The 23,388-nt window shown below is 74.3% G+C and carries 22 protein-coding genes, 1 pseudogene and 1 riboswitch; of the genes and pseudogenes, 13 read left to right on the top strand and 10 right to left on the bottom strand.

What is annotated here, in order from left to right:
- Positions 1-10: 10 nt before the first annotated feature.
- Positions 11-283, top strand: a pseudogene (locus GCE86_RS13840) (NADAR family protein); the annotation flags it as partial.
- A gap of 107 nt (positions 284-390) precedes the next feature.
- On the top strand, positions 391-906 hold the full coding sequence (locus tag GCE86_RS13845) for an NUDIX domain-containing protein (RefSeq protein ID WP_154227342.1): 516 nt from the start codon (positions 391-393) through the stop codon (positions 904-906).
- A gap of 58 nt (positions 907-964) precedes the next feature.
- On the opposite strand, the gene GCE86_RS13850 is transcribed toward GCE86_RS13845, so the two are convergent.
- Positions 965-2,137: an LLM class flavin-dependent oxidoreductase gene (locus GCE86_RS13850; protein ID WP_154227343.1), complete on the bottom strand. Its 1,173-nt coding sequence runs from the start codon at positions 2,135-2,137 to the stop codon at positions 965-967.
- 120 nt (positions 2,138-2,257) lie between these two features.
- On the opposite strand from GCE86_RS13850, the gene GCE86_RS13855 reads away from it, so the two are divergent.
- The 4 genes from GCE86_RS13855 (at position 2,258) to GCE86_RS13870 (ending at position 6,122) form a co-directional block, all read left to right on the top strand.
- Complete coding sequence (locus GCE86_RS13855) at positions 2,258-3,244, top strand: aliphatic sulfonate ABC transporter substrate-binding protein (RefSeq protein ID WP_154227344.1); 987 nt, start codon at positions 2,258-2,260, stop codon at positions 3,242-3,244.
- On the top strand, positions 3,241-4,071 hold the full coding sequence (locus tag GCE86_RS13860) for an ABC transporter permease (RefSeq protein WP_154227345.1): 831 nt from the start codon (positions 3,241-3,243) through the stop codon (positions 4,069-4,071). The genes GCE86_RS13855 and GCE86_RS13860 overlap by 4 nt, the downstream gene beginning before the upstream one ends.
- A complete protein-coding gene (locus GCE86_RS13865; RefSeq protein WP_154227346.1) occupies positions 4,044-4,769 on the top strand; it encodes an ABC transporter ATP-binding protein in 726 nt (241 codons plus the stop codon). The genes GCE86_RS13860 and GCE86_RS13865 overlap by 28 nt, the downstream gene beginning before the upstream one ends.
- 81 nt (positions 4,770-4,850) lie before the next feature.
- The gene (locus GCE86_RS13870) at positions 4,851-6,122 is read left to right on the top strand and encodes a sulfite oxidase (RefSeq protein WP_154227347.1); all 1,272 of its coding nucleotides are present in this window, start codon (positions 4,851-4,853) and stop codon (positions 6,120-6,122) included.
- Between the two features lie 41 nt (positions 6,123-6,163).
- Here the strand turns inward: GCE86_RS13870 and GCE86_RS13875 are convergent, their stop codons facing one another.
- The 4 genes from GCE86_RS13875 to GCE86_RS13890 form a co-directional block, all read right to left on the bottom strand.
- Positions 6,164-6,712: an RNA 2'-phosphotransferase gene (locus GCE86_RS13875; protein WP_154227348.1), complete on the bottom strand. Its 549-nt coding sequence runs from the start codon at positions 6,710-6,712 to the stop codon at positions 6,164-6,166.
- Positions 6,713-6,753: 41 nt separating this feature from the next.
- Positions 6,754-7,821: a hypothetical protein gene (locus tag GCE86_RS13880; RefSeq protein WP_154227349.1), complete on the bottom strand. Its 1,068-nt coding sequence runs from the start codon at positions 7,819-7,821 to the stop codon at positions 6,754-6,756.
- 110 nt (positions 7,822-7,931) lie between these two features.
- Positions 7,932-8,981 (bottom strand): aldo/keto reductase, encoded by a 1,050-nt coding sequence (locus tag GCE86_RS13885; RefSeq protein WP_154227350.1) that lies wholly within the window; start codon positions 8,979-8,981, stop codon positions 7,932-7,934.
- Between the two features lie 80 nt (positions 8,982-9,061).
- Positions 9,062-11,005, bottom strand: a complete 1,944-nt coding sequence (locus tag GCE86_RS13890) for an ABC transporter ATP-binding protein (protein ID WP_154227351.1) — start codon at positions 11,003-11,005, stop codon at positions 9,062-9,064.
- A gap of 249 nt (positions 11,006-11,254) precedes the next feature.
- Between GCE86_RS13890 and pgi the strand changes: the two genes are divergently transcribed.
- Positions 11,255-12,889 carry a glucose-6-phosphate isomerase gene (pgi, locus tag GCE86_RS13895; RefSeq protein ID WP_154230493.1) on the top strand — a complete coding sequence of 545 codons (1,635 nt, stop codon included), beginning with the start codon at positions 11,255-11,257 and terminating at the stop codon, positions 12,887-12,889.
- 44 nt (positions 12,890-12,933) lie between these two features.
- On the opposite strand, the gene GCE86_RS13900 is transcribed toward pgi, so the two are convergent.
- The 5 genes from GCE86_RS13900 to GCE86_RS13920 are packed head-to-tail and all read right to left on the bottom strand — an operon-like array spanning position 12,934 to position 17,608.
- Complete coding sequence (locus tag GCE86_RS13900) at positions 12,934-13,344, bottom strand: type II toxin-antitoxin system Phd/YefM family antitoxin (protein ID WP_154227352.1); 411 nt, start codon at positions 13,342-13,344, stop codon at positions 12,934-12,936.
- Positions 13,345-13,404: 60 nt separating this feature from the next.
- Positions 13,405-13,953 carry a GNAT family N-acetyltransferase gene (locus GCE86_RS13905; RefSeq protein ID WP_154227353.1) on the bottom strand — a complete coding sequence of 183 codons (549 nt, stop codon included), beginning with the start codon at positions 13,951-13,953 and terminating at the stop codon, positions 13,405-13,407.
- Between the two features lie 50 nt (positions 13,954-14,003).
- On the bottom strand, positions 14,004-15,725 hold the full coding sequence (locus tag GCE86_RS13910; RefSeq protein WP_154227354.1) for an acyl-CoA dehydrogenase family protein: 1,722 nt from the start codon (positions 15,723-15,725) through the stop codon (positions 14,004-14,006).
- Entirely contained in the window at positions 15,722-16,297 is a 576-nt protein-coding gene (locus GCE86_RS13915) for a PadR family transcriptional regulator (protein ID WP_154227355.1), read from the bottom strand. The genes GCE86_RS13910 and GCE86_RS13915 overlap by 4 nt, the downstream gene beginning before the upstream one ends.
- Positions 16,298-16,336: 39 nt before the next feature.
- Positions 16,337-17,608, bottom strand: coding sequence for a hypothetical protein (locus GCE86_RS13920; RefSeq protein WP_239542429.1), 1,272 nt, complete (start codon positions 17,606-17,608; stop codon positions 16,337-16,339).
- Between the two features lie 198 nt (positions 17,609-17,806).
- Here GCE86_RS13920 and GCE86_RS13925 point away from each other — a divergent pair, with 198 nt between their 5' ends.
- From GCE86_RS13925 to GCE86_RS13945, 6 genes are all read left to right on the top strand, one after another.
- Positions 17,807-19,282: an NAD(P)/FAD-dependent oxidoreductase gene (locus GCE86_RS13925; RefSeq protein WP_154227356.1), complete on the top strand. Its 1,476-nt coding sequence runs from the start codon at positions 17,807-17,809 to the stop codon at positions 19,280-19,282.
- 68 nt (positions 19,283-19,350) lie between these two features.
- Positions 19,351-19,461: riboswitch (SAM riboswitch) on the top strand.
- A 32-nt stretch (positions 19,462-19,493) separates the two neighbouring features.
- Complete coding sequence (locus GCE86_RS32365) at positions 19,494-19,625, top strand: hypothetical protein (protein ID WP_255509826.1); 132 nt, start codon at positions 19,494-19,496, stop codon at positions 19,623-19,625.
- Between the two features lie 103 nt (positions 19,626-19,728).
- Positions 19,729-20,586, top strand: a complete 858-nt coding sequence (locus GCE86_RS13930) for an ABC transporter substrate-binding protein (protein ID WP_154227357.1) — start codon at positions 19,729-19,731, stop codon at positions 20,584-20,586.
- A 36-nt stretch (positions 20,587-20,622) separates the two neighbouring features.
- Positions 20,623-21,402: an amino acid ABC transporter permease gene (locus GCE86_RS13935; protein WP_154227358.1), complete on the top strand. Its 780-nt coding sequence runs from the start codon at positions 20,623-20,625 to the stop codon at positions 21,400-21,402.
- The gene (locus GCE86_RS13940; protein ID WP_154227359.1) at positions 21,399-22,142 is read left to right on the top strand and encodes an amino acid ABC transporter ATP-binding protein; all 744 of its coding nucleotides are present in this window, start codon (positions 21,399-21,401) and stop codon (positions 22,140-22,142) included. The genes GCE86_RS13935 and GCE86_RS13940 overlap by 4 nt, the downstream gene beginning before the upstream one ends.
- A 133-nt stretch (positions 22,143-22,275) precedes the next feature.
- Positions 22,276-23,388 carry an FUSC family protein gene (locus GCE86_RS13945; protein ID WP_154227360.1) on the top strand — a complete coding sequence of 371 codons (1,113 nt, stop codon included), beginning with the start codon at positions 22,276-22,278 and terminating at the stop codon, positions 23,386-23,388.

Here is a 23,388-nt window from a genome sequence, read left to right on the forward strand (position 1 = left end):
CGCGAGGGACGGCTTCGATGAGGCGATCTGGGCGGCCCGCCGCTAGGCCATCGTGGTGGCCGGCAGCCTGGCCAAGTTCCGCCAGCACGAGGAGCTGGGCCGGTTCCTGCTCGGCACCGGCGAGCGCGTGCTGGTCGAGGCGAGCCCGGTGGACCGGGTCTGGGGCATCGGGCTGGCCGCCGACGACCCGCGCGCCGCGGACCCGGCACGGTGGCGGGGCGCGAACCTGCTCGGCTTCGCCCTCATGGAGGCCCGCGCCGCCCTCCGCGGCGCAGCGGGATGACCCTGCCGGACGTCCGCCGCATCGCGGACCGGCTACGGCACCCGGAGACACCCCGCACGGGCGGGTGAAGGGGCGCCGCGGCGCCCGGGCGGGTAACGTGCAGCGGCGTGACCGCCGCACCGTACACGCACTGCTCGTTCTGCGGCACGGCCTACCCGGCGGAGGCCGGGTGGCCGCGCGTCTGCCTGGCCTGTGGGGAGACGGTGTGGCGCAACCCGCTGCCCGTCGCGGTGGCGGTGCTGCCGGTCCGCACCCCGGACGGCCTCGGCGTGGTGGTGGTCCGCCGGGACATCGAGCCGGCCCGCGGCCAGCTCGCCCTCCCGGGCGGCTTCATCGAGTACGGCGAGGAGTGGTCCGAGGCGCTCGTGCGCGAGCTGCGGGAGGAGACCGGCCTGCTGGCCGAGGCCGACGAGGCGCGGCTGTTCGCGGTGCACGGGGCGCCGGCCGGCGGCACCATGATGGTCTTCGGCGTGCTGCCCGAGCGGCCGGTCGGTGACCTGCCCCCGTCGGCGCCGACCGAGGAGGCCACCGAGTGGCTGGTCCTCACCGAGCCGGTCGAGCTGGCGTTCTCCACGCACACCCGGGTGCTGGCCGACTTCCTCGGCCGTCAGCACGCCGGCTGACCGAGGCCCGCACGCAAGCTGACCCCGGCCAGCACGCGGGCTGACCCGGCGACGCCGCTCAGCCGCGGGCCGCGGCCGGGACCGGTTGCGGCGTGAACGGCACGCTCGCCGGCACGTCGGCGGCCGGCTCGCCGGCCGGGTGCCGCCACAGCCCGCGCCCGCGCAGGATCGGCAGCACCCCCTCGCCGAACCAGTACGCCTCCTCCAGGTGCGGGTGGCCGGAGAGGATGAACTCGTCGATGCCCAGCGCGTGGTACTCGGCGATCCGGTCGGCGACCTCGGTGTGGCTGCCGACCAGCGCGGTGCCCGCCCCGCCCCGGACCAACCCGACCCCGGCCCACAGGTTCGGCGCCACCTCCAGGCCGTCGCGGGAGCCGCCGTGCAGGTCCAGCATCCGCCGCTGCCCCTCGGACTCGCTGCGCCGCAGCCCCTCCTGGACGGCCCGGATGTCGGCCTCGGCGATGCCGTCGAGCAGCCGGCGCGCCTGCGCCCACGCCTCATCGGCGGTGTCCCGGGTGATGACGTGCAGCCGGATGCCGAACCGCAGCTCGCGGCCGGCCTCGGCGGCCAGCCCCCGGATCCAGTCGAGTTTGCCGGCCACCTGCGCCGGCGGCTCCCCCCAGGTCAGGTAGACGTCGCTGTGCCGGACGGCCACCGGGCCGGCCGCGGCGGACGACCCGCCGAAGTAGACCGGCGGCACCGGGTCGGGCAGCCGGCTCAGCCGGGCGCCCTCGACCCGCAGGTGCTCGCCCGCGTGGTCCACCGTCTCGCCGCGCCACAGCGCGCGGACCACGTGCAGGAACTCGTCGGTGCGCGCGTAGCGGGCGTCCTTGTCGAGGAAGTCGCCGTACGCCCGCTGCTCCGTGGACTCGCCGCCGGTGACGACGTTGAGCAGCAGCCGGCCGCCGGAGAGCCGCTGGAACGTCGAGGCCATCTGGGCGGCGAGGGTCGGTGAGAGCAGCCCGGGGCGGAACGCGACGAGGAACTTCAGCCGCTCGGTCACCTCGGTCAGCATGGCGGTGCTCAGCCAGGCGTCCTCGCACCAGGCGCCGGTCGGGGTGAGCGCGCCGGCGAAGCCGAGCTGCTCGGCGCTGCGGGCGATCTGGCCGAGGTAGGCGATGCTGGCCGGCCGCGCGCCGCCGGCGGTGCCGACCGGCACGCCGTGCCCGCCGCCCACGATGTCCCGGCTGTCGCCGTAGGTCGGCAGGAACCAGTGGAAGGTGAGCGGCATGGGAGACCTCCTGAGGGGTGGGACGACCGGGTCCACACCCTACCCACAAATCCTATCGGGTTGGTAGGTTGCTCGCGTCCGCCGATGGCCGGCGCATCCCCCGTTTCCCGAGGAGCTGCCATGCGTACCCCGTCGAGAACCGCCCGCCCCCGGCGGCGCCGCGCGCTGCCCGCGCTGCTCACGACCCTGGCGCTGCTGGCCGTCACGGCCCTGGCGGCCTGCGGCGGCGAGGCGGCCGACGCCCGTGGTGGCGGCAGCGGCCCGCTGCGGATCGGCTACCAGCGCTTCGGCGGCCTCAGCCTGGTGAAGGCCCGCGCCGCGGCGCCGAACGTGACCTGGTCGCTGTTCGAGAGCGGCCCGGCGCTGACCGAGGCGCTCAAGGCCGGCTCGATCGACATCGGTCAGGTCGGCGAGGCCCCGCCGGTCTTCGCCGCCGCCGGCAAGATCCCGTTCGCCGTCATCGGCACCTCGACCCCGATCCCGCAGGGCGAGGCGGTGCTGGTCAAGGCGGACAGCCCCTACCGCACCTTCGCCGACCTGCGGGGGAAGACCGTCGCGCTGAACAAGGGCTCCAACGTGCACTGGCTGCTGGTGAAGCTGCTGGAGGCGAACAAGATGACGCTGAAGGACGTCAACGTCAAGTACCTGAAGCCCGCCGAGGGGCGGCCCGCGTTCGACAACGGACAGGTCGACGCCTGGATCATCTGGGACCCGTACTTCGCCCTGGCCGAGCAGCCCGGCGTACGGGTGCTCGCCGACGCCACCGGCCTGGCCGGCAACCGGGAGTACCTGCTGGCCGCGCCGCAGGCGGTGAAGGACCGGACGGACGACGTCCGGGCCTTCCTGACCACCTACCGCCAGGTGACCGACTGGGGCATCGACCACCCGCAGGAGCGCGCCGCCACCCTCGCGCCCGAGCTCAAGATCCCCCTCGACGTGACCACCCGGGCGCTGGCCCGCAGCGCCCGGCCGCTCGCCCCGGTCACGCCCGAGATCGGCGCCGAACTCCAGGCCATCGCGGACAGTTTCGTCCAACTGGAGCTGGTGCCCGGCCCCGTGGACATCGCCGGCCGGGTCGACGGGCGGTTCAACGAGGTGTTCCGGTGAGCACTGTCGTCGAGGCGCCGGCCGCCGTCGTACCGGCCGGGCCGGCGCCCACCCGTCCCCGGGCCGGCGCGGCCCGGCGCTGGCGGCGGGTGGTCAGCCCGGTCGTGCTGGTGCTCGGCTGGGAGGCCGCCGCCCGGGCCGGGCTGCTCTCCCCGGAGAAGCTGCCCGCCCCCAGCGCGGTCCTCGCCACCGGCTGGCGGCTGGCCCGGGACGGCACCCTCGCCGTCCACTTGGTCGACTCGCTCACCCGCGCCGCGCTCGGCCTGCTCATCGGCGGTGGCCTGGCCCTCGTGCTCGGGGCCGCCGCCGGGCTGCTGCGCCTCGGCGACGACCTGGTCGACCCGCCGGTGCAGATGGCGCGCATGCTGCCCCACCTGGGCCTCGTGCCGCTGCTCATCATCTGGGTGGGGATCGGCGAGTCGCTGAAGGTCACCCTGGTCGCGCTCGGCGCCTTCTTCCCGATCTACTTCAACACGTACGCCGGCATCCGGGACATCGACGAGCGCCTGGTGGAGGCGGCGCGCACCTGCGGCCTTGGCCCGGCGGCCCGGCTGCGGCACGTGGTGCTCCCCGGCGCGCTGCCCGCCCTCTTCCTCGGGCTGCGGCTGGCCATCGGCGCGGCCTGGCTCAGCCTGGTCGTCGGCGAGCAGGTGAACGCCCAGACCGGCGTCGGCTTCCTCATGATGGAGGCCCGCGAGTTCAGCCAGACCGACGTGGTGGTGCTCGGCCTGCTCATCTACGCCCTGCTGGGCCTCCTCTCCGACCTCGCCCTCCGGTACGCGGAGAGGAGGACGCTGACATGGCGGCGCGGGCTGCGGGCGACCTGACCCGGCCGGTGCTCACCGCCCGCGCGGTGGCCCGGGCGTTCGGCTCCACGGTGGTGCTGGCCGGCGTCGACCTCGTCATCGCGGCCGGCGAGACGGTGGCGCTGCTCGGCGGCAGCGGCTCCGGCAAGAGCACGCTGCTGCGCATCCTCGCCGGTCTGGACGACGAGGCGACCGGCGAGCACGTCCTGCACGGCACCGCGGCCGTGGTGTTCCAGGAACACCGGCTGCTGCCCTGGAAGCGGGTGGCCGGCAACGTCGCCCTCGGGCTCACCGGCACCGGCGTCCCCGCCCGGGTCGACCGCGCGCTGGCCGAGGTCGGCCTGGCTGACCGGGGCCGGGCCTGGCCGGCCGAGCTCTCCGGCGGGCAGGCCCAGCGGGTCGCCGTGGCCCGGGCCCTGGTCCGCGAACCCGACCTGCTCCTGCTCGACGAGCCGTTCGGCGCGTTGGACGCGCTGACCCGGCTGCGCATGCAGGGCCTGCTGCGCCGGCTGCGCGCCGAGCACGGCTTCGCCGCGCTGCTGGTCACCCACGACGTGGAGGAGGCGCTGCTGCTCGCCGACCGCGTCCTGCTCCTCGACGGGGGCGTCATCGCCGAGGAGGTGCCCGTCGGCCTCGGCCCCGCGCCCCGGCCCGACGACCCGGCCCTCGGCGCGCTGCGGCGGCGGCTCCTCGACCGCCTCGGGGTGCCCACGGGCTGACCCCGACCTGCGAGGGATCGACAAAAAGTCCCACTGATTGAATAGGAATGGCAGCGTCGCCGAGCCTCCGGAGGTCACCCCGTGTCCCACGCCGAAGCCGACCACGACATCCGCCGGAGCCGGCAGTGGCTCGCCGGGGAGGCCCGCGGCACGGGCGTCGACCGCGACCAGCTCCTGGAGCTGGGGGCGGCCATGGCCGCCCTGACCGCCGCGGCGGCCGAGCGCGAGCCGGTCGCCATGGCGTCGGCGCCGGTCGGCGTCGACCCGGGTACGCCGATCGCCAAGCCGCTGCCGCCGGAGCTGCTGCGGCCGCTCGACACCAACGCCGAGATGCGGTGGGCGGCGCTGGCCGGGCAGGGGTACGTGGTGCCCAACGATCGGTTCTTCGTCCGCAACCACACCGTGACGCCCCGGCTGGACGCCGGCACCTGGCGGCTGCGCCTGTTCGGCACGGGACTGCGGGACGCACCGACCCGGGACGCGCCGGTCGAGTTCAGTCTCGACGAGCTGCGCGGGCTGCCCGCCGAGGAGAGCGACGCGCTGCTCGAATGCGCCGGCAACGGGCGACGCTTCTTCGCCGAGCAGCAGGGCGAGCCGGCGCCGGGAGTGGCCTGGGGGCTGGGCGGGGTCGGCGTGGCCCGCTGGCGGGGCGTCCGGCTCGGCACCGTGCTGCGCCTCGCCGGGCTGCGGGACGACGCGGTCGACGTGATGCCCGAGGGGCTGGACCCGGACTACGTGACCGGCGGGATCAACCTGGGCCGGGTACGTCGCCCGCTGCCGATCGCCAAGGCCCTCGACGACGTGCTGCTGGCGTACGAGATGAACGGCGAGCCGCTCCCCGCCGACCACGGCTTCCCGGTCCGCGTCGTGGTGCCCGGCTGGATCGGCATCTCCTCGATCAAGTGGGTGGGCCCGGTCGAGGTCTCCACCACTCCCCTGTTCTCCCCGTGGAACACCCGGTTCTACCGCATGTTCGGCCCCGGGCACCCGGGCGAGGGCACGGTGCTGGAGGCGCAGCCGGTGAAGAGCGCGTTCGAGCTGGCGTGGGACGCCCGCGTGCCGGCCGGCGCCGAGGTGCTGCTGCACGGCCGGTCCTGGTCCGGCAACGGCCCGATCGATCGGGTCGAGGTGGACACCGGCGACGGCTGGCGGCCGGCCGACCTGGTGGCGGCCGACCGGGGCGGCGCCTGGCAGCGCTGGACGGCGCGCTGGCAGCCTCCGGCCCCCGGCCGGTTCACACTCCGCGCCCGCGCCACCGACACGACGGGCGCGACCCAGCCGGACCGCGCCGCCCCCAACACCCTCGCCTACCTCTTCGACGGCGTGGTCCACCACCCGGTCACGGCCCTCTGACACCCGCCGGCGGGTTGCTCACGAAGTGACGACCACCATGATCAACCGGTCGGGACCGTGAGGTAGGTGGGTGGGACGGTGTCGGTCAGCCAGACGCCGTTGGCGCTGCGGTAGAAGGCGTAGCCGTCGGCGGACATGGCGCCGGCGTCGATCGTCAGGATGACGACCGCGCCGCCGCGCCGGGTGCCGACCCGGTGGGCGGTCTCCACATCCGGGGAGAGGTGCACGTGGTGCCGGCGGCCCCGGTGCAGGCCCTCGGCCCGGATCGCGGGCAGGGCGTTCTCGCTGGTGCCGTGGAAGAGCCGGTCCGGCGGGGCCGCCGGGGCGAGGCCGAGGTCGACCGGGACGGAGTGGCCCTGGCTGGCCCGGATCCGGTCGACCCCGTCGGGCCCGCGTTCGACGGCGAAGCGCTGCTTGTCGTTGCCGGCCACCACGGCCTCCAGGTCGGCGCGGGTGATCCGAAGCGCGGCGAGCAGATCGGCGACCGGCACCCAGCCGGCCCGGTCGAGCGTCAGGTGGAACCGGTCGGGGCGGTGGCGCAGCGCCAGCGACATCCGTTTGCTCACCCGGACCAGGTCGCGATGATCCACCTCGACAGTCTGACCCACCGGACGGGTGGCGGCGAGGGATATCAGCGGGTGGCGCCCGAGCCGCCGCTCACCATGAGCCCCGCGGCGTCCACCACCTCGAAGTCGCTGCCGCGCAGTCCGCCGAGGGCGTGCAGGGCGTCGTTGTCCCAGCGCGGGTCGGGCGCGCCGGAGACGAACCAGGCCGAGCCGTGGTCGGCCACGATCAGCCCGTGACGCTGCATGGCCTCGGCGACGATCCGGGCCTGCCGGGGCAGCCGGGACACGTCCACCGAGCGCTTGAGCCGCAGCCGCTGGCCGAGCTGCGGCAGCGCCGGGTCGGTGGCCGACGAGGCGGAGTGGGTGGCCGGCCAGGTCCAGCCCGTGCGGGTGCGTGGCACGGTCACCCGCAGCGCGTGGTCGATGCGGCCGGCGGCCACCTCGTCGTAGCGGACCAGGCCGGCCAGGATGGACAGTCCGGCCGCGTCCGCGGAGGTCCAGCCCGCCCGGCGCAACCGGTTGGACCGCAGGTCGAAGACGGCCCCCGAGCCGGCCCGCCAGCCGGTGCCGGACCGGTGCGCGTCGAACAGCTCGTACGCCCGGCAGGCCGCGCGGTCCCAGACGATCACGTGCCGGTCGCCGGTGCCGTCCGGCCCGCCCTCGACCGCCGCGTCCGGCGGGACCGGGTAGGGCCCCGGGTCGCTCTCGCCGGCGTACCCGAAAATGACCGGGACCCGCCGCTGCCCGGCGGGGACGACGGTGACCGGAATGCCGATCGGCGCGCCCTCCCACCGGCCGGAACCGAAGTCGGCGTGCACCGTCGCGCCGCCGCCGATCGCGCCGATCATCGCCGCGGAGCGCGGGTGCACGGGCAGCCGGGAGACGTCGGCGTGCCACACGTTGTCCGCCGGGAACACCCCGCACGGCCGGGCGCTCGGACTCGGCCGGCCGCCGAGCCCGGCCCGGGCCGCCGGGACGGGCGACGGAGGCGCCGGCGGGGCCGGCGTCACGGTGCCCCCGCCGGTGGGCGCCGGCGCGGCGGCCGGCGGGTTCGCGTGGTCGGAGCAGCCGGCAGCGAGCAGGGCGAGCACGGCCGCGACGACGGTGGCGCGGCGGACTGACGGGCGGGCCATTCCGCGCATCCTGCCCGAGGACGGCACCCGCGGCAACGTCGTCTCCGGCCCACCGGCGACCCGCCAGCGCATCCCGGGCCACGCGGCGGCGCGGCGGCCGGGGACGACGGTCAGGCGGCGGCGCGGTCGGCCGGCGGGCGGCGGCGCAGGGCCGGGTCGGTGAGCACCCGCGGGGACCAGACGCCGTCCGGCTGGTAGAGGTTCGTGCCGGGCGGGACGATCTCGTCGATCCGGTCGAGCACCGCGTCGTCGAGCGTCAGCGCCGCGCCCTTGAGCAGCCCCTCCAGCTGCGTCATGGTGCGCGGCCCGAGGATCGCCGAGGTGACCGCCGGGTGCGCCACGGTGAACGCGACGGCCAGCTCCGGCAGCGAGCAGCCGACCTCCTCGGCGAGGGCCACCAGTTCCTCGACGGCGGCGTACTTGGCGGCGTTGTCGGGCAGCGCCGGGTCGAACCGGTCGGGGTTGCGCGCCGGCCGGCCGGCGGTGAGGTCCACGGCCGAACCCCGCCGGTACTTCCCGGAGAGGAAGCCGGAGGCCAGCGGGCTCCACACCAGGACGCCCATGCCGTACCGCTGGCAGACCGGCAGGACCGCGCGCTCGATGCCACGGGCCAGGATCGAGTACGGCGGCTGCTCGGTGCGGAACCGGCCGAGCGCCCGCCGTTCCGCGACGTGCTGCGCCTCGACGATCTCCTCGGCCGGGAAGGTCGAGCAGCCGAACGCCCGGATCTTGCCGGCCCGGACCAGGTCGGTGAGCGCCCCGAGGGTCTCCTCGACGTCGGTGGTGTGGTCGGGCCGGTGCACCTGGTAGAGGTCGATCCAGTCGGTGCCGAGGCGGCGCAGGCTGTCCTCGACGGCGCGGACGATCCAGCGCCGCGAGTTGCCGCCCCGGTTGGGCCCCTCCCCCATCGGGAAGTGCACCTTGGTGGCCAGGACCACGTCGTCCCGCCGGCCCCGCAGCGCCTTGCCGACGATCACCTCCGACTCGCCCGCCGAGTACATGTCGGCGGTGTCCACGAAGTTGACGCCCCGGTCGAGGGCGGTGTGGACGATCCGGGCGCAGTCGTCGTGGTCGGGGTTGCCGACCGACCCGAACATCATGGTGCCGAGACAGTGGACGCTGACCTGGATGCCGGTGCCGCCGAGGACGCGGTAACGCATGTGAGGGCTCCCTGGGATGACGCCGCGCTGACCGGGCGGCGGCCGGTGCGGTCACCGTAGGAGTTCGAGCGCGCTCGAGGTCAACTCTCCGCCGCGGCCTCCCCGGCCTGCGCCAGGTAGCCGGCCGCCTGCAACTCGAACAGCTCCCGGTAGAGGCCCTCCTGGGCCATCAGCTCGTCGTGGTCGCCCTGCTGGACGATCCGGCCGTGGTCCAGCACGAAGATCCGGTCGGCGTGCCGGACGTTGGCCAGCCGGTGCGTGATGAGCACCACGGCCCGGTCGGGGTGCCGCCGCAGGTGCTGGAACAGGGCGTGCTCGGCCCGCGCGTCGAGGGCCGCCGACGGCTCGTCGCAGATCAGCAGGCGGGCGTCCCGGTAGAGACCGCGGGCCGCCACGAGCCGCTGCCACTGCCCGCCGGAGAGGTCCTGGCCGTCCTTGAACTGCCGGTCCAGCAGCGTGTCGTACCCGAACGGCAGCTCGGTGATCATGTCGTGCGCGGCGGCGTCCCGCGCGGCGTCCTCGACACCCGGTCCGGGCCCGTCGGCGGGCCGGTCGTGCCGGCCGACCCGGATGTTCTGCCGTGCGGTGAACGGGAACCGCCACCAGTCCTGACTCATCACCGCCACCTGGGCGGCGGTCTGGCGCGGGTCCAGCTCGGCGCTGTCGACGCCGTCCCACCGGATCACCCCGGCGCTCGGCCGGTAGAGGCCCGCCACGAGCTTGGCCAGGGTGGTCTTGCCGGAGCCGTTCTCCCCCACCAGCGCGATCACCTCACCGCGGCGGACGGTGAGGCTGACCTCGTCCACGGCCGGCGTCCCGGTGTCGGGGTAGCGCAGGCTGACCCGGTCGAGCTCGATCCGGTCGAAGCCGTCGACGGGCCGCGTGCCACCGGCGGGGACCCGCTGCCGGGCCCGGTCGAGGAAGTTCCGGTAGTCCTGGTAGTAGAGGGCGTCCTCGTAGAGCGAGTTGGTGGCGAAGACGGCGGTCCGCAGGCCGGCCCGGGCCGACTGGAGCGCGAGCAGGGCGGTGGCCGCCGCGGCGAGGGCGACCACGCCGTTCAGCAGGAGACCGCCGAGGACCGCGTAGAGCCCGAAAGCGGCGATCCCGGTGGCCGACAGGCCGACCGCGCGGGTCGCCGTCTGCGACCGGGCCAGGCGCAGTTCGGCGCGGGTCTCCAGGCTGACCACCCGGTGGTACTCCGCCAGCAGGAACTCCCGCATCTGGTAGGCGCGGATCTCGCCGGCGGTGTGCCGGTCGGCCATCAGGTCGCCGAGCATGAACTTGCGTCGCCGGCGGGTGATCCGGGCCAGCCAGTCGGAGTGCTGGCGACGGGCCATCCGCACGGCGGTCACGGCCTCCGGCGCGGCGGCGACCAGCAGGCAGGGCAGCAGCAGCGGATGGATCACCGTCACGGCCGCGGCGGTGGCCGCCACGCCGACCACGCCGGTGACCAGGTTGACGGTGTCGTTCACGATGGACCCGGCCTCGGCCAGGCCCCGGTCGCGGGCCCGCACCATCTCCTCGGCGAACCCGGCGTCGTCGAAGGCGGCCAGCTCGACCGCCGAGGTCGTCTCGAACAGCCGCAGCTCCACCGCGTAGTTGATCTGCGGGATGAGCCGCGCCTGCGCCCAGCCCGCCGCGAGGGCCAGGGCGCCCCGGACGGTGACCGCGGCTCCCGCCAGCGCCAGGGCGGGCAGCGCCGCGCGGATCCGGTCGGGCGTGGGACCGGCGGCGAAGAGCTGGTGCAGCACCCCGGTCGTGGCGAGCAGGCCCAGCGTGGTGAGCACGCCGGCGGCGACGTTGAGCCCGATCGAGGCGAGCGTGTCCCGCCGGCTGGTCGCCCAGGCCAGGGCGACGGCCTCCCGGACCAGGGCGGGCAGCCGGCGGGCCACCGACCAGAAGCTGGTGTGGGCCAGCTCCGTGGCCCGGTGCATCCAGTGCGGGTCCTCCAGCTCCGGCAGCGCCGGTTCCTCCGCCGGCCCGTCCTGCTCGGACGGCGGACGTGGGCCGATCACCGTGGTCATGGCACCTCCTCGGCGGAGCGGGCAGCACCGGAGCTTACTTTCCGCAGTCGGCCACTGTCTGCCCGTGACCGGCGTGTCGAACACCCGTCCCAAAGGCGTGTCGCGCCGGCGGATCCCCGCTCCCGAGGGGTGGGCGATGCCGGGTCGCGTCGCGCGTACCCGTTCCGGGTGGCAGGCTGGTGGGGTCGCCGGCAGCGGGGCGACGCCGGCCCGGCCGGCAGACCCGTCGTGAAGGAGAAGATCGACCCGATGGCTGTGGACGTGACCACCACGGACGAATGGCAGGCCCTGCGCAAGCACGCCGAGGCGATGCGCGGCACGCACCTGCGCGAGCTGTTCGCCGCGGACGGGCAGCGGGGCGAACGGCTCACCGGCGAGGTCGCCGACCTGTACGTCGACTACAGCAAGAACCTCGTGACCGACGAGACGCTGAGCCTGCTGGCCGCGCTCGCCGACCGGGTCGGGCTGGCCGACCGGATCGCCGCCATGTTCGCCGGGCAGCACATCAACTCCACCGAGGACCGGGCCGTGCTGCACACCGCCCTGCGGCTGCCCCGCGACGCGTCGCTCACCGTGGACGGCCAGGACGTCGTCGCCGACGTGCACGGCGTGCTGGAGCGGATGTCGGCCTTCGCCGAGCGGGTCCGCTCCGGCGCCTGGCGGGGTCACACCGGCGAGCGGATCAGCACCGTGGTCAACATCGGCATCGGCGGTTCCGACCTCGGGCCGGTGATGGCGTACGAGGCGCTGAAGGCGTACCGGGACGCCGGCATCACCTGCCGGTTCGTGTCCAACATCGACCCGACCGACATCCACGACAAGACCACCGACCTGGACCCGGCCAGCACGCTGTTCGTGGTGGTCTCGAAGACCTTCTCCACCCAGGAGACGCTGGCCAACGCCGACCAGGCGCGGCGCTGGCTGCTGGCCGGCCTGGACGCCGACGACAGCGCCGTGGCCCGGCACTTCGTGGCGGTCAGCACCAACGAGCAGCGGGTCCGCGACTTCGGCATCGACCCGGAGAACATGTTCGGCTTCTGGGACTGGGTGGGCGGGCGCTACTCGCTGCCCTCGGCGGTCGGGCTGTCGGTGATGCTGGCGGTCGGGCCGGCGCGGTTCCGGGAGCTCCTGGACGGCTACCACGCCGTGGACGAGCACTTCCGGAGCACACCGGTGGCGCGGAACGTGCCGGCGCTGCTCGGCCTGCTCAACGTCTGGTACACCGACTTCCTCGGCGCGGAGACCCACGCGGTGCTGCCCTACGCGCAGTACCTGCACCGGTTCCCGGCCTACCTCCAGCAGCTCACCATGGAGAGCAACGGCAAGTCGGTGACGCGGGACGGCCGGGCGGTCACGTACCCGACCGGGGAGATCTTCTGGGGCGAGCCGGGCACCAACGGGCAGCACGCCTTCTACCAGCTCATCCACCAGGGCACCCGGCTGATCCCGGCCGACTTCATCGCGTTCAGCCAGCCCAACCACGACCTGGGCGACATGCACGACCTGTTCATGTCGAACTTCTTCGCGCAGACCGCGGCGCTGGCCTTCGGCCGCACCCGGGAGCAGGTCGAGGCGGAGGGCACCGCGCCGGAGGTGGTGCCGCACCGGGTCATGCCGGGCAACCACCCGACCACGTCGATCATCGCGCCGAAGCTGACCCCGGCGACGCTGGGCCAGCTCATCGCCCTCTACGAGCACATCGTGTTCACCGAGGCCGCGGTCTGGGACATCAACCCCTTCGACCAGTGGGGCGTGGAGCTGGGCAAGGTGATGGCCAACCAGCTCGCGCCGAAGCTCACCGGGGCCGGCCCGGACCTCGGCGACGTGGACTCGTCGACCGCGGCGCTGATCCGCCGCTACCGCGGGCAGCGCGGCCGGGACTGACGGAGACGCGTGGCCGCCGGCCCGAGGCGGCCGGCGGCCACGCGTCAGCCGCGCAGCAGGTCGGCGTGGGCGGCGCGGAGCCGGGCCAGCGCCGGATCACCGGCGGGGGCCCGGCGGTCGAGTTCGGCCCACGCCTCGGCGAGCGCGTCGGCCAGGGTGCGCAGCTCGGCGGCGTGCCGCCGGCTGCTCTGCCGGTGCAGCTCCTCCAGCCGGCGGGACCAGCCGGCGCTGATCGCGGCGATCCGCTCGGCGTCGGCCCGGGCCTGCGCCGCGGTGCGCGCCGCGGCGGCGGGCACGATCGCGGCGACCGGCCGTGGATCGCCGTCGCGGGTGACGACGGTGACGGTGTCGGTCAGCTCGGCCAGGGAGACGAGCTGGGTGAGCCGGGTGCGGACCTCGCGCAGCGGCAGGGCGCGCGGCTGCGGGGACCGGTCGGCCAGTGCGGGGACAGCCATGGACACATGTTGACGTCCGGGTACGACAGAACTCCCCGCGCGGTGCCAGGGCCCGCCCGGCTAGCCCTCCGGCTTCCACTCCGGGGCCAGCACGGACCAGACCTCCAGGTCGGCCCGGCCGTCCGGCCCCGGGGCGGCCTCGCGGAGCACACCGTCGCGGCTCATCCCCAGCCGCCGGGCGACGGCGATGCTGCGCGCGTTGGCGGCCTTGGTGACCCACTCCACCCGGTGGATGCCGCGGTCCCGGATCGCCCAGTCGATGATGACCCGGGCGGCGCGGGTGATGAGGCCCTGCCCCTCGGCGGCGGGCTCCAGCCAGCAGCCGGCCTCGGCGGCGCCCGTGGTGGTGCTCAGCGACACGAACATCACCCCGCCGACCAGCGTGCCGTGCCGCCAGATGCCCCAGATCCCGCCGTCGTCGCGGGCCCACCGGTCGGCGTAGTTCTGCAGGACCCGGCGGGCGGACTCGGCGTCGGTGGCCACGAAGGACGCGCCCACCCAGGGGGCGATGTGCTCCCGGCAGCGGTCGAGGTTGGCGAGGAACTCGCCGGCGTGCCACGGCATCAGCTGCCGCAGCTCGGCGTCGTCGATCAGGGGAAGGGCGAACATCCGAGCAACCTACCGGGCGGGCACGCCCGGGAGCGCCCCCTTTCCACCGGTCAGGGATGCATCTCGTACGCGCCGGCGAGGGCGACCACCCGCTGCCACACGCGGGCGGTGCGGTCGGCGTCGACGACCGGCCGCCGGAGGTGGGCGAGCGCCCAGGCCGCCTGCGCCTCGGTGGTGGCCGCCTTGCCGTGCAGGTCGGTGGCGTACCCGGAGAAGTCCCGGACCAGCAGGTCGAAGATCTCGTCGAGCAGGTCGGCGTCGAGGCCGGTCAGCTCGGCCTGCTCCAGGATGAGCTGGCCGTACACGACCAGGGCGAAGAGCTGGCCGACGGTCAGCAGGAAGTCCAGGTCCCGCTGCTGGGCCTCGTCCGGGGCGTGCGCGGCGAGCAGGGCGGTCAGCCCGTCGGCCTGCTCGCGGAACCGGGCCACGTTGGGCAGGTGGGCGTGCGCGTCGTAGGCGGTGCGCCAGTCGTGGAAGCGGATGGCGCCGAGGCCGCGGGCCGGGCCCTGGGCGAACAGGAACTCGTCGTCGGCCGGGTCCTGCCGGGTCGGCACGGGCGGGTACGCGGCCGGCCGGAACAGGTAGTTCGGCATGAACTTGAGGATCAACGCCAGGTTGACGTGCACCGTCCCCTCCAGCTTCGGCAGGCCGCGGATGTCCTTGGCGGCCTTGTCGAAGTAGGTGTCGGCCTCGAAGCCCTTGGCGGCGATCACGTCCCAGAGCAGGTCGACGACCTTCTCGCCCTCGGTGGTGACCTTCATCTTGGTCATCGGGTTGAACAGCAGGTACCGGCGGTCGTCCGGGCCGGCCGAGCGGAAGTAGTCGACGGCCCGGTCGCTGAACAACTTCATGGCCACGAGGCGGGCGTACGCGTCGGTGAGCTCGCGGCGCACGTGCGGGAAGTCGGTGACCCGCCGGCCGTAGAGGATCCGCTGGTGGGCGTGGGTGACCGCCTCGTACATGGCGTGCTCGCAGATGCCGATGGAGGCGGTGCAGAGGTTGAACTTGCCGACGTTGACGGTGTTGAGCGCGGCGTCGAAGGCGGCCGGGCCGGTGTGCAGCACGTCCTCGGCGCGCACCGGGTAATCCTCCAGGCGGAACTCGCTGACGTACATCTGCGCGTTGACCACGTTCCGGACCAGCCGGTACGCGGGGTGCCGGCTGTCGGCGGCGAAGAAGACGTACCCCTCGGGGCCCTCCACGTCGGCGCGGCGGCCGAAGACGGAGACCAGCCCGGCGACGTTGCCGTTGCCGATGTAGTACTTGGCGCCGGTGGCCCGGAAGCCGCCGTCGGCGTCGGGGGTGAGCAGCAGGTCGGTGGAGTAGATGTCGGCGCCGTGCGGCCGCTCGGAGAGGCCGAACGCCATGACGTGCCCCTCGTCGAGCAGCGCGGCGGCGCGGGCCCGGGCGGCGGCGTTGCCGCTCTGCCAGACCGGCCCGAGGCCGAGCACGGTGACCTGCCAGGTGTACCAGTAGCCGAGCCCGTAGAAGCCGAGGATCTCGCTGAGCGCCGCGTTGCGGGCGGTGTCCCAGCGCTTGTCCGGGTCGTCGCCGCCGTCGGCGGCCGGGGTGAGGAAGGTGGCGAAGAGCCCCTCCTTGGCGGCGAAGTCGAGGAAGTCGGCGTACCACTCGTGGTGGTTGTAGCTGTCCACGAGGGCCCGCTTGCCCCGGGACTCGAACCAGTCGATCGTGGCGCGCAGCAGCCGCCGGGAGGTCTCGTCGAGGTGGGCGGGGTCGTAGCGGTGCGGGTGGAACAGCAGGGGGTCGGTCATGGGTTCGCCTTCCTACCGGTGGCGGGATCGAGGTGGCGCAGGGTGTCGAGGACGTCGTCGAGCCAGGCCAGCACCATCCGCTCGTACGCGATGCCGCCGCGCAGGACGACGTGCTGGAGGGCCGCGCGGGCCTCCCGGGTCGTGGGGTCGGGGAAATCGCGGCGCTCGCCGGCCAGGTAGCCGGCGAGGGTGGCCTCGTGGTCGGCGCGGTAGCGCTCGACCTCGGCGACCAGGGCGGCGCGACCGGCCGCGTCGTCGAACGCGGCGCCGCGGATCTTGACGGCCAGCTCATGCCGGACGGCCTCCGGCTGCACGGGGGCGCGCAGCCAGGTGACCAGGGCGGACCGCCCCGTGGGGGTGACCGACCAGACCTTCTTGTCGGGCAGCCCCTCCTGGCCGATCTCCTCGGCGGTGAGCCAGTCGTCGTGCTCCATCCGCTTCAGGACCCGGTAGATCTGCTGGTGGGTGGCGGTCCAGAAGCGGCCGATCGAGCGGTCGAAGCGCCGGGCCAGCTCGTAGCCGGAGGCGGGCTGCTCCAGGAGCGAGACGAGGATGGCGTGCTCCAGCGACATGCCGGCCATCTTGCTATGCAACGAGTTGCATAGCAAGGGTCAGATGATGAGGTGGGTCCAGTAGGTGAGCCAGACGGCGAACAGCGCGCCCTGCAGCAGCGCCAGCCCGGCGGTGAGCCAGCCGTCGAGGCCGGGCCGGCGGGCCCAGCGGGCCAGCACGAACGCCACCGGGAACGCGGCCAGCAGGTAGCGCAGCAGGCTCTTGTAGACCGGCGGGCCCATCGACAGGGGCACCAGCACCACGATCACCGTGTAGACGAGGTACGGCCAGTCGGCCCGCCGGCGCAGCCCGACCACGGCCACGAGGAGCATGGCGACGGCGATCCAGACCCGGAACGCGTTGGCCGAGTTGTCGCCCACGAGCGCCGACCCGGCCACCCCGAGCGGGTTCTGCACCTTGATCCCCCAGCCCTTCTCCTGGGCGTGCTGGTAGGCGAACCAGTCGCCGCCCTGCCAGCGGCAGAACGCCATGAAGGTCAGCCAGCCGGCCGGGACCAGCACCAGCGGCCAGCCCCGCCGCAGGTAGCGCCCGAGGCTGCGCGGGTCGAGGCGCCAGCCGTGCTGGCGCAGCAGCACGAGGGCCAGCGGGATCACCACCACGAAGCCGACCGAGCGGCTCATGGCCAGGAAGTAGCCGACGATCCCGACCAGCAGCCAGCGGCGCTGCTCGGCGTACCAGAACGCGGCCAGCGCGAGGCAGACGAAGAGCGACTCGGTCAGGGCGGCCTGGAACAGGAACGCCGTGGGCAGGAGCAGCAGGTAGCGCACGGCCCGCCGCCCGTCCGCGCCGGCCGTGGCCGGGTCGTCGGCGCCGAGCAGCCGGCCCCCCAGCCGGTACGCGAGGTAGAGCTGGAACAGCAGCGCCACGTTGGCGACCACCAGCAACGCCCAGGCGGTGTGCCCGCCGAGCAGCGGCGCGAGGGGCCGGGCCAGGAACGGGTAGAGCAGCGGGAAGCCGAAGTCGTGCCACGGCCGGTCCAGGGGCAGCCGGGCCAGGTGGTCGTAGAGGAACGAGTCCCAGGCGAACCAGAGCGAGACCCAGCGGTGCGACGAGATGTGGTCCTGCTGGGTCCGCGTCATCGCCTCGTCGGCGGGCGGCGCGCCGGGCACGCCGTCCCAGGCCGTCAGCACCAGCACGCCGACCAGGCTGAGCACGAGCTTCGAGCCGACGAAGACGGCGAGCACGAAGCCCCAGGGCGCCGGGATCCGCGCGGCCAGCCGCCGGCCCGCCGAGGCCAGCCGGGCGCGCGCGTCCGGCCGCAGGTCGGGGCCGGGCACGTCCGCCGTGCCGGCCCGCCGCTCGTCCGCCATCCCGCTCCCACCGGCCGCCCCGCGACCGACCCCCGGACCGGGAAACCGTCCCCGCATCCCCGCTGCGTCCCGGTTCACACCCGCCCGACCCCGATCGGGTGACCCGGGGCGGCGGATCGTCGCGGCAGGTGAGTCGGCGGGCAGGACGGGTAAGGGCGCTGCCGCATCGGCAGGCTGGCAGCGGGGGGCGCGGACGGCATGGGTGACGGCAACGGGACCGTGGTCATCGGGGCGGGGCCCGCGGGGCTGACCGCCGCGTACGAGCTGCTCGGGCACGGCGAGGAGGTCCGCGTCTACGAGGCCGACGACGTGGTCGGCGGGATCAGCCGCACCGTGGAGCGGGACGGCTGGCGGTTCGACATCGGCGGGCACCGGTTCTTCACGAAGGTCTCCCGGGTGGAGGACTTCTGGCACGAGATCCTGCCCGACGAGGACTTCCTGCTCCGGCCGCGGATGAGCCGCATCTACTACCGGGGCGCGCTCTACGACTACCCGCTCAACGCGAGCAACGCCCTGCGCAACCTCGGCCTGCTGGAGGCGCTGCGCTGCGTCGGGTCGTACGGGCGGGCCCGGCTGCGCCCGCCGAAGGACCAGTCGCACTTCGAGGGGTGGGTGTCGGCCCGGTTCGGCTGGCGGCTCTACTCGATCTTCTTCAAGACGTACACGGAGAAGGTCTGGGGGATGCCGGCCGACCAGTTGCAGGCGGACTGGGCCGCCCAGCGGATCAAGAACCTGTCGCTGTCCACCGCGGTGCTCAACGCGCTGCTGCCCAAGCGCAACCGCAAGGACGTGACCAGCCTGATCGAGGAGTTCCAGTACCCGAAGCACGGCCCCGGCATGATGTGGGAGCGCTGCACCGAGGAGGTGGAGAAGCGCGGCGGCACGGTGCGCACCAACACCTGGGTGACCGAGGTGCACCGGGACCCGGCCGGGCGGCGGGCCACCGCCGTCACGGTGGTCGACGCCGGTGGCGAGCGCACCGAGCCGGCCGATCACGTGATCTCGTCGATGCCGATCTCCGCGCTGGTGCGGGCCATGCGCCCCGAGGCCCCCGCCGAGGTGCGGGCCGCGGCCGACGACCTGCGGTACCGGGACTTCCTGACCGTGGCGCTGGTGGTGCCCGAGGAGTTCTCCTTCCCGGACAACTGGATCTACGTGCACGACCCGGCAGCCAAGGTGGGCCGGATCCAGAACTTCGGCTCCTGGTCGCCGTACCTCGTCAAGGACGGGCGGACCTGCCTGGGGCTGGAGTACTTCGTGTTCGAGGACGACGAGATGTGGCGGACCCCGGACGCGGACCTGGTCGCCTTCGCCACCGCCGAACTGGAGCGGCTGGGCCTGGTCCGGCCCGGCTGCGTGGAGGCCGGCTACGTGGTCCGGATGCCGAAGGCGTACCCGGTCTACGACGAGCGCTACCAGCGCAACATCGACGTCATCCGGGACTGGCTGGCCCGGGAGGTGCCGAACGTGCACCCGGTGGGCCGCAACGGGATGCACCGCTACAACAACGCCGACCACTCGATGCTCACCGCGATGCTGGCCGCCGAGAACATCGCGCACGGCGCCGGCCACGACGTCTGGACGGTCAACGTCGAGCAGGACTACCACGAGCAGCGGACGCCGTCGCGGCACGGCACCGGCCGGGACGCCCCGGTCGTGCCGGCCCGCCGGTAAGGCCCGGGCGTGAGCGTGGTCATAACGGCTGGACGACCGGGGCGGCGCTGCTGCTAGCCTTCTCGGCAGGTCATGAGCGCCAGCGCCAAGCCCCGGCTCGCTGGCCGGCAACCCTCCTCCGCGGTGGGGTGCCCCGGGTGAGGACCAGGCACCGGCAGCCGCCGGTGCAAGCGTGGCCTGGTACCCAGGTCATCACCGACCAGAGGGAACCATGTCTGCTCAGCTCCGCACCCCGCCCGCCGACGGCATCGCCTATCCGGCGCGTTTCGCGCTGGTCAAGCGGCGGCACGTCGACCTGATGCGGGTGTGCAGCGACGCCTGTCGCCGCGCCGACGCGCGCTGAGCGCCACTCCCCCACCTTTTCCGCGCCATCCCTTCCGGTGCGCCCGCCTCGGGCGTGCCGTCGGCGGCGTGCACCCACGCCGCCTGAGACCCAGGAGACACCTGTGCGAATCCGTTCCGCCCTGACCCGCGCCGCCGCGCTCGGCGCCGCCGCCGTGCTCGCCGCCACCGCCCTCACCGCCTGCGGCGACGACGCCTCCACCAGCGAGGCCGCCAACCCGTACGGCCTGCTCCAGGCCGGCGTGCTGCGGGCCGGCACGCTCACCGACGCCCCGCCGAACGTGTACCTGAAGGACGGCAAGTTCACCGGCTTCGACAACGACCTGCTCACCGCGGTCGCCGCGAAGGCCGGCCTCAAGGTGGAGTTCGTGGGCACCGACTTCTCCGCCCTGCTCGCCCAGGTCAACAACCACAAGTTCGACGTGGGCAGCTCCTCCATTACCATCACCGAGGCCCGGAAGAAGACCGTCGACTTCGGCAACGGCTACGACTTCGGCTACTTCGGCCTGGACGTGCCGGCCGGCTCCGCGATCAGCGGCTTCGACCAGCTCGCCGGCAAGCGGGTGGTCGTCGTGCAGGGCACCGTGCAGGACGACTACGCCACCCGGGAGAACCTGAACCCGGTCCGGGTGCCCGACTACAACGGCGCGATCAACCAGCTCAAGGCCGGCACCGCCGACGCCTGGATCGCCCCGGCCGAGATCGGCGACACGTCGGCCGCGGACAGCGGTGGCAAGATCAAGGTGGCGGCGAAGCAGCTCAGCCCGGCCCCGACCGCGTACGCGGTGGCCAAGGGCAACGACAAGCTCCGCGAGGCGCTGAACAAGGCCCTCGACGAGGTGATCGCCGACGGGACGTGGAGCAAGCTCCAGGCGCAGTACTACCCCGGCCGGCCGATCCCGGCCGACTTCAAGCCGGGCAGCGGCACCGTCGCCGTGCCGTCGCCGTCGGCGGCTTCCTGACCGGAACGATCGATTCGAGCGGGGCGGATGCGAGACATGGATCCACTGAGCACCCTGTGGGAGACCTTCTTCGACTGGGACGCCATGCGCGAGGCGCTGCCCGAGATGGTGACCGTCGGGCTGCCCAACACGCTGATCCTGGCGGTCTCCGCCGCCCTGCTCGGCTCGGTGCTGGGCATGCTGCTGGCCGTCGCCGGCATCTCGCGTACCCGCTGGTTGCGGTGGCCGGCGCGGGTCTACACCGACGTGTTCCGCGGCCTGCCGGCGGCCGCGACCATCCTGCTCATCGGCGTCGGCCTGGCGCCGCTGGGCATGCAGGTGTGGGGCCCGAACCCCTACCCGCTGGGCGTGCTGGCGCTGTCCCTGATCGCCGCGGCCTACATCGGCGAGATCTTCCGGGCCGGCATCCAGAGCGTGGAGGCCGCCCAGCTGGAGGGGGCCCGCGCGCTCGGCTTCTCCTGGGGCGAGGCCATGCGCCTGGTCATCGTCCCGCAGGGCGTACGCCGGGTGCTGCCGGCCTGGGTCAACCAGCTCATCGCGCTGATCAAGGACTCCAGCCTGGTCTACTTCCTCGGCCTGGTGGCCAGCCAGCGGGAGCTGTTCCGGATCGGCCAGGACTACGCGGCCACCACCGGCAACGAGTCCGCGTTGCTGCTGGCCGGCCTGTTCTACCTGCTGCTGACCGTGCCGCTGACCCACGCCGTCAACTGGATCGACCGGCGGCTGCGGCAGGGCCGGGCCGTGGCCGCCCCCGACCTCGACGTCGAGCTCGACCCCGCCGGCGCGCCGGCGCCGGCCGGAAAGGACCCGCGATGAGCACCGCCACCGCCACCTCGGTCAGCCTGGCCGTCCGCGACGTGCACCTGGCCTTCGGGCGGCACCAGGTGCTGCGCGGCGCCGACCTGGAGGTGGCCCGGGGCGGGACGGCCTGTGTGATCGGCCCGTCCGGCTCCGGCAAGTCGACCCTGCTGCGGACGATCAACCGGCTCATCGAGCCGGACCGGGGTGACGTGCTGCTGGACGGGCGCAGCGTGCTGGGCGACGACCCGGACGCGCTGCGCCAGCGCATCGGCATGGTGTTCCAGCAGTTCAACCTGTTCCCGCACATGACCGTGCTGCGCAACCTCACGCTCGCGCTGCGCAAGCTCAAGAAGCTGCCCGAGGACGAGGCCGTGCAGGTCGCCCGGGCCCAGCTCGACCTGGTCGGGCTGGCCCACAAGGCCGACGTACGGCCGGCGCAGCTGTCCGGCGGTCAGCAGCAGCGGGTGGCCATCGCCCGGGCCCTCGCGCTGCGGCCGCAGGTGATGCTCTTCGACGAGGCCACCTCGGCGCTTGACCCGGAGCTGGTCAAGGGCGTGCTCGGGGTGATGGCCGACCTCGCGGCCGCCGGCATGACCATGGTGGTGGTCACGCACGAGATGGGCTTCGCCCGCGAGGTGGCCGACACGGTGGCGTTCATGGACGCCGGCGTCGTACTGGAGGCCGGCCCACCGGCCGCCGTCTTCGAGGCTCCGGAGCACCCGCGGCTGCGCCGCTTCCTGTCCCAGGTGCTCTGACCTCGACCGTCCGGCGGGGTCGGCACCCGAGTGGACGCTCCGGTTACGACGATCAACTTCCCGGGTAGGAGCCCGTACGGCCGGAACGGAGAGTCCGTGGGTGCGCCGGTCCGTACAGGGGAGGACGGCGCCGGTGCGCGACTGGTGGAAGGCCGCCGTGGGGCGGCTGCGACAGGCGTGGGTGCCGGTGGTGGAGGGCGCGCTCGCCGCGACCGTCGCCTGGCTGATCGCCGCGCGGCTGATCGGCCATCCGGACCCGTTCTTCGCGCCGAGCGCGGCGCTGATCGTGCTGGGCGAGTCGCGGGGCCAGCGGGTACGGCAGACCATCGAGCTGGTGCTCGGGGTGGCCGGCGGGGTGCTCGTCGCCGACCTCGTGGTGCACGCCCTCGGCTCCGGCACGGCGACCATGCTCCTCGTCCTGCTGCTCACCCTGGGCGGCACGGTGGCGGCCGGGGCGAGCAGCACCCTGGTCATCCAGACCACGGTCTCCGCGCTCTACCTGGTGGTGGTCGCCGCGCCGAAGGGCGAGTTCACCCCGTTCCGGTTCGTCGACGCGCTGGTCGGCGGGGCGGTCGCCCTCGCCGCGAGCCAGCTCGTGGTGGCCCGGGACCCGCTGGCCCCGCTGGTCGCCGAGGCCCGCCGGACGTACACCGACCTCGCCGACCTGCTCGACCGGGTGAACGCCGCGCTGGAGCGTTGCGACGCCGAGGCCGCCCAGGCGGCGCTGGACCGGGCCCGGGAGCTGGACGGCTGTGTGGAACGCCTGGGGTCCGCGGTGCGGGCGTGCGCCGAGACGCTGCGGCTGCGGGTCCGCCGCCGCCGGCACCTCGGCCAGCTCGAACAGGTCGAGGCGACCGTCCGGCAGCTCGACTACGCGGCCCGTGACATCCGGGTGCTGGCCCGCAACGGAGCCGCCCTGGCCCGGCTGCACACCGCCACCCCGCCCGAGCTGGGCGCGGCGATCCGCTCCCTCGCCGAGGCGGTACGCGCCGCCGGCGCGGCCCTGGCCGACGACCTCACCGGCCAGGACGCCGGCCGGCACGTCACCCGCGCCGACGAGGCCGCTCTGGACGCGGTCCGGATCGGCGCCGAGCTGCTGGCGTCCGACCCGCCGCTGCCCGTGGTCATGATCGTCGGGCAGATCCGGGCCACCGCCATCGACCTGTTGCGCGGGGTCGGCGAGGACGGCGGGGCGGTGCTCAACCGGGTCGACGAGGCGCTCGGCCTGCCGGCACCGGCGTCCTGA

The organism is Micromonospora terminaliae (assembly GCF_009671205.1).
GTDB lineage: Bacteria > Actinomycetota > Actinomycetes > Mycobacteriales > Micromonosporaceae > Micromonospora > Micromonospora terminaliae.

Coding starts and splice junctions, on each gene's coding strand:
- GCE86_RS13850 (WP_154227343.1), bottom strand. CDS start 2,137: ATGCCGCTCACCTTCCACTGGTTCCTGCCGACCTACGGCGACAGCCGG.
- GCE86_RS13855 (WP_154227344.1), top strand. CDS start 2,258: ATGCGTACCCCGTCGAGAACCGCCCGCCCCCGGCGGCGCCGCGCGCTG.
- GCE86_RS13865 (WP_154227346.1), top strand. CDS start 4,044: ATGGCGGCGCGGGCTGCGGGCGACCTGACCCGGCCGGTGCTCACCGCC.
- GCE86_RS13880 (WP_154227349.1), bottom strand. CDS start 7,821: ATGGCCCGCCCGTCAGTCCGCCGCGCCACCGTCGTCGCGGCCGTGCTC.
- GCE86_RS13885 (WP_154227350.1), bottom strand. CDS start 8,981: ATGCGTTACCGCGTCCTCGGCGGCACCGGCATCCAGGTCAGCGTCCAC.
- GCE86_RS13890 (WP_154227351.1), bottom strand. CDS start 11,005: ATGACCACGGTGATCGGCCCACGTCCGCCGTCCGAGCAGGACGGGCCG.
- pgi (WP_154230493.1), top strand. CDS start 11,255: ATGGCTGTGGACGTGACCACCACGGACGAATGGCAGGCCCTGCGCAAG.
- GCE86_RS13900 (WP_154227352.1), bottom strand. CDS start 13,344: ATGGCTGTCCCCGCACTGGCCGACCGGTCCCCGCAGCCGCGCGCCCTG.
- GCE86_RS13905 (WP_154227353.1), bottom strand. CDS start 13,953: ATGTTCGCCCTTCCCCTGATCGACGACGCCGAGCTGCGGCAGCTGATG.
- GCE86_RS13910 (WP_154227354.1), bottom strand. CDS start 15,725: ATGACCGACCCCCTGCTGTTCCACCCGCACCGCTACGACCCCGCCCAC.
- GCE86_RS13915 (WP_154227355.1), bottom strand. CDS start 16,297: ATGTCGCTGGAGCACGCCATCCTCGTCTCGCTCCTGGAGCAGCCCGCC.
- GCE86_RS13920 (WP_239542429.1), bottom strand. CDS start 17,608: ATGGCGGACGAGCGGCGGGCCGGCACGGCGGACGTGCCCGGCCCCGAC.
- GCE86_RS13925 (WP_154227356.1), top strand. CDS start 17,807: ATGGGTGACGGCAACGGGACCGTGGTCATCGGGGCGGGGCCCGCGGGG.
- GCE86_RS32365 (WP_255509826.1), top strand. CDS start 19,494: ATGTCTGCTCAGCTCCGCACCCCGCCCGCCGACGGCATCGCCTATCCG.
- GCE86_RS13935 (WP_154227358.1), top strand. CDS start 20,623: ATGGATCCACTGAGCACCCTGTGGGAGACCTTCTTCGACTGGGACGCC.
- GCE86_RS13940 (WP_154227359.1), top strand. CDS start 21,399: ATGAGCACCGCCACCGCCACCTCGGTCAGCCTGGCCGTCCGCGACGTG.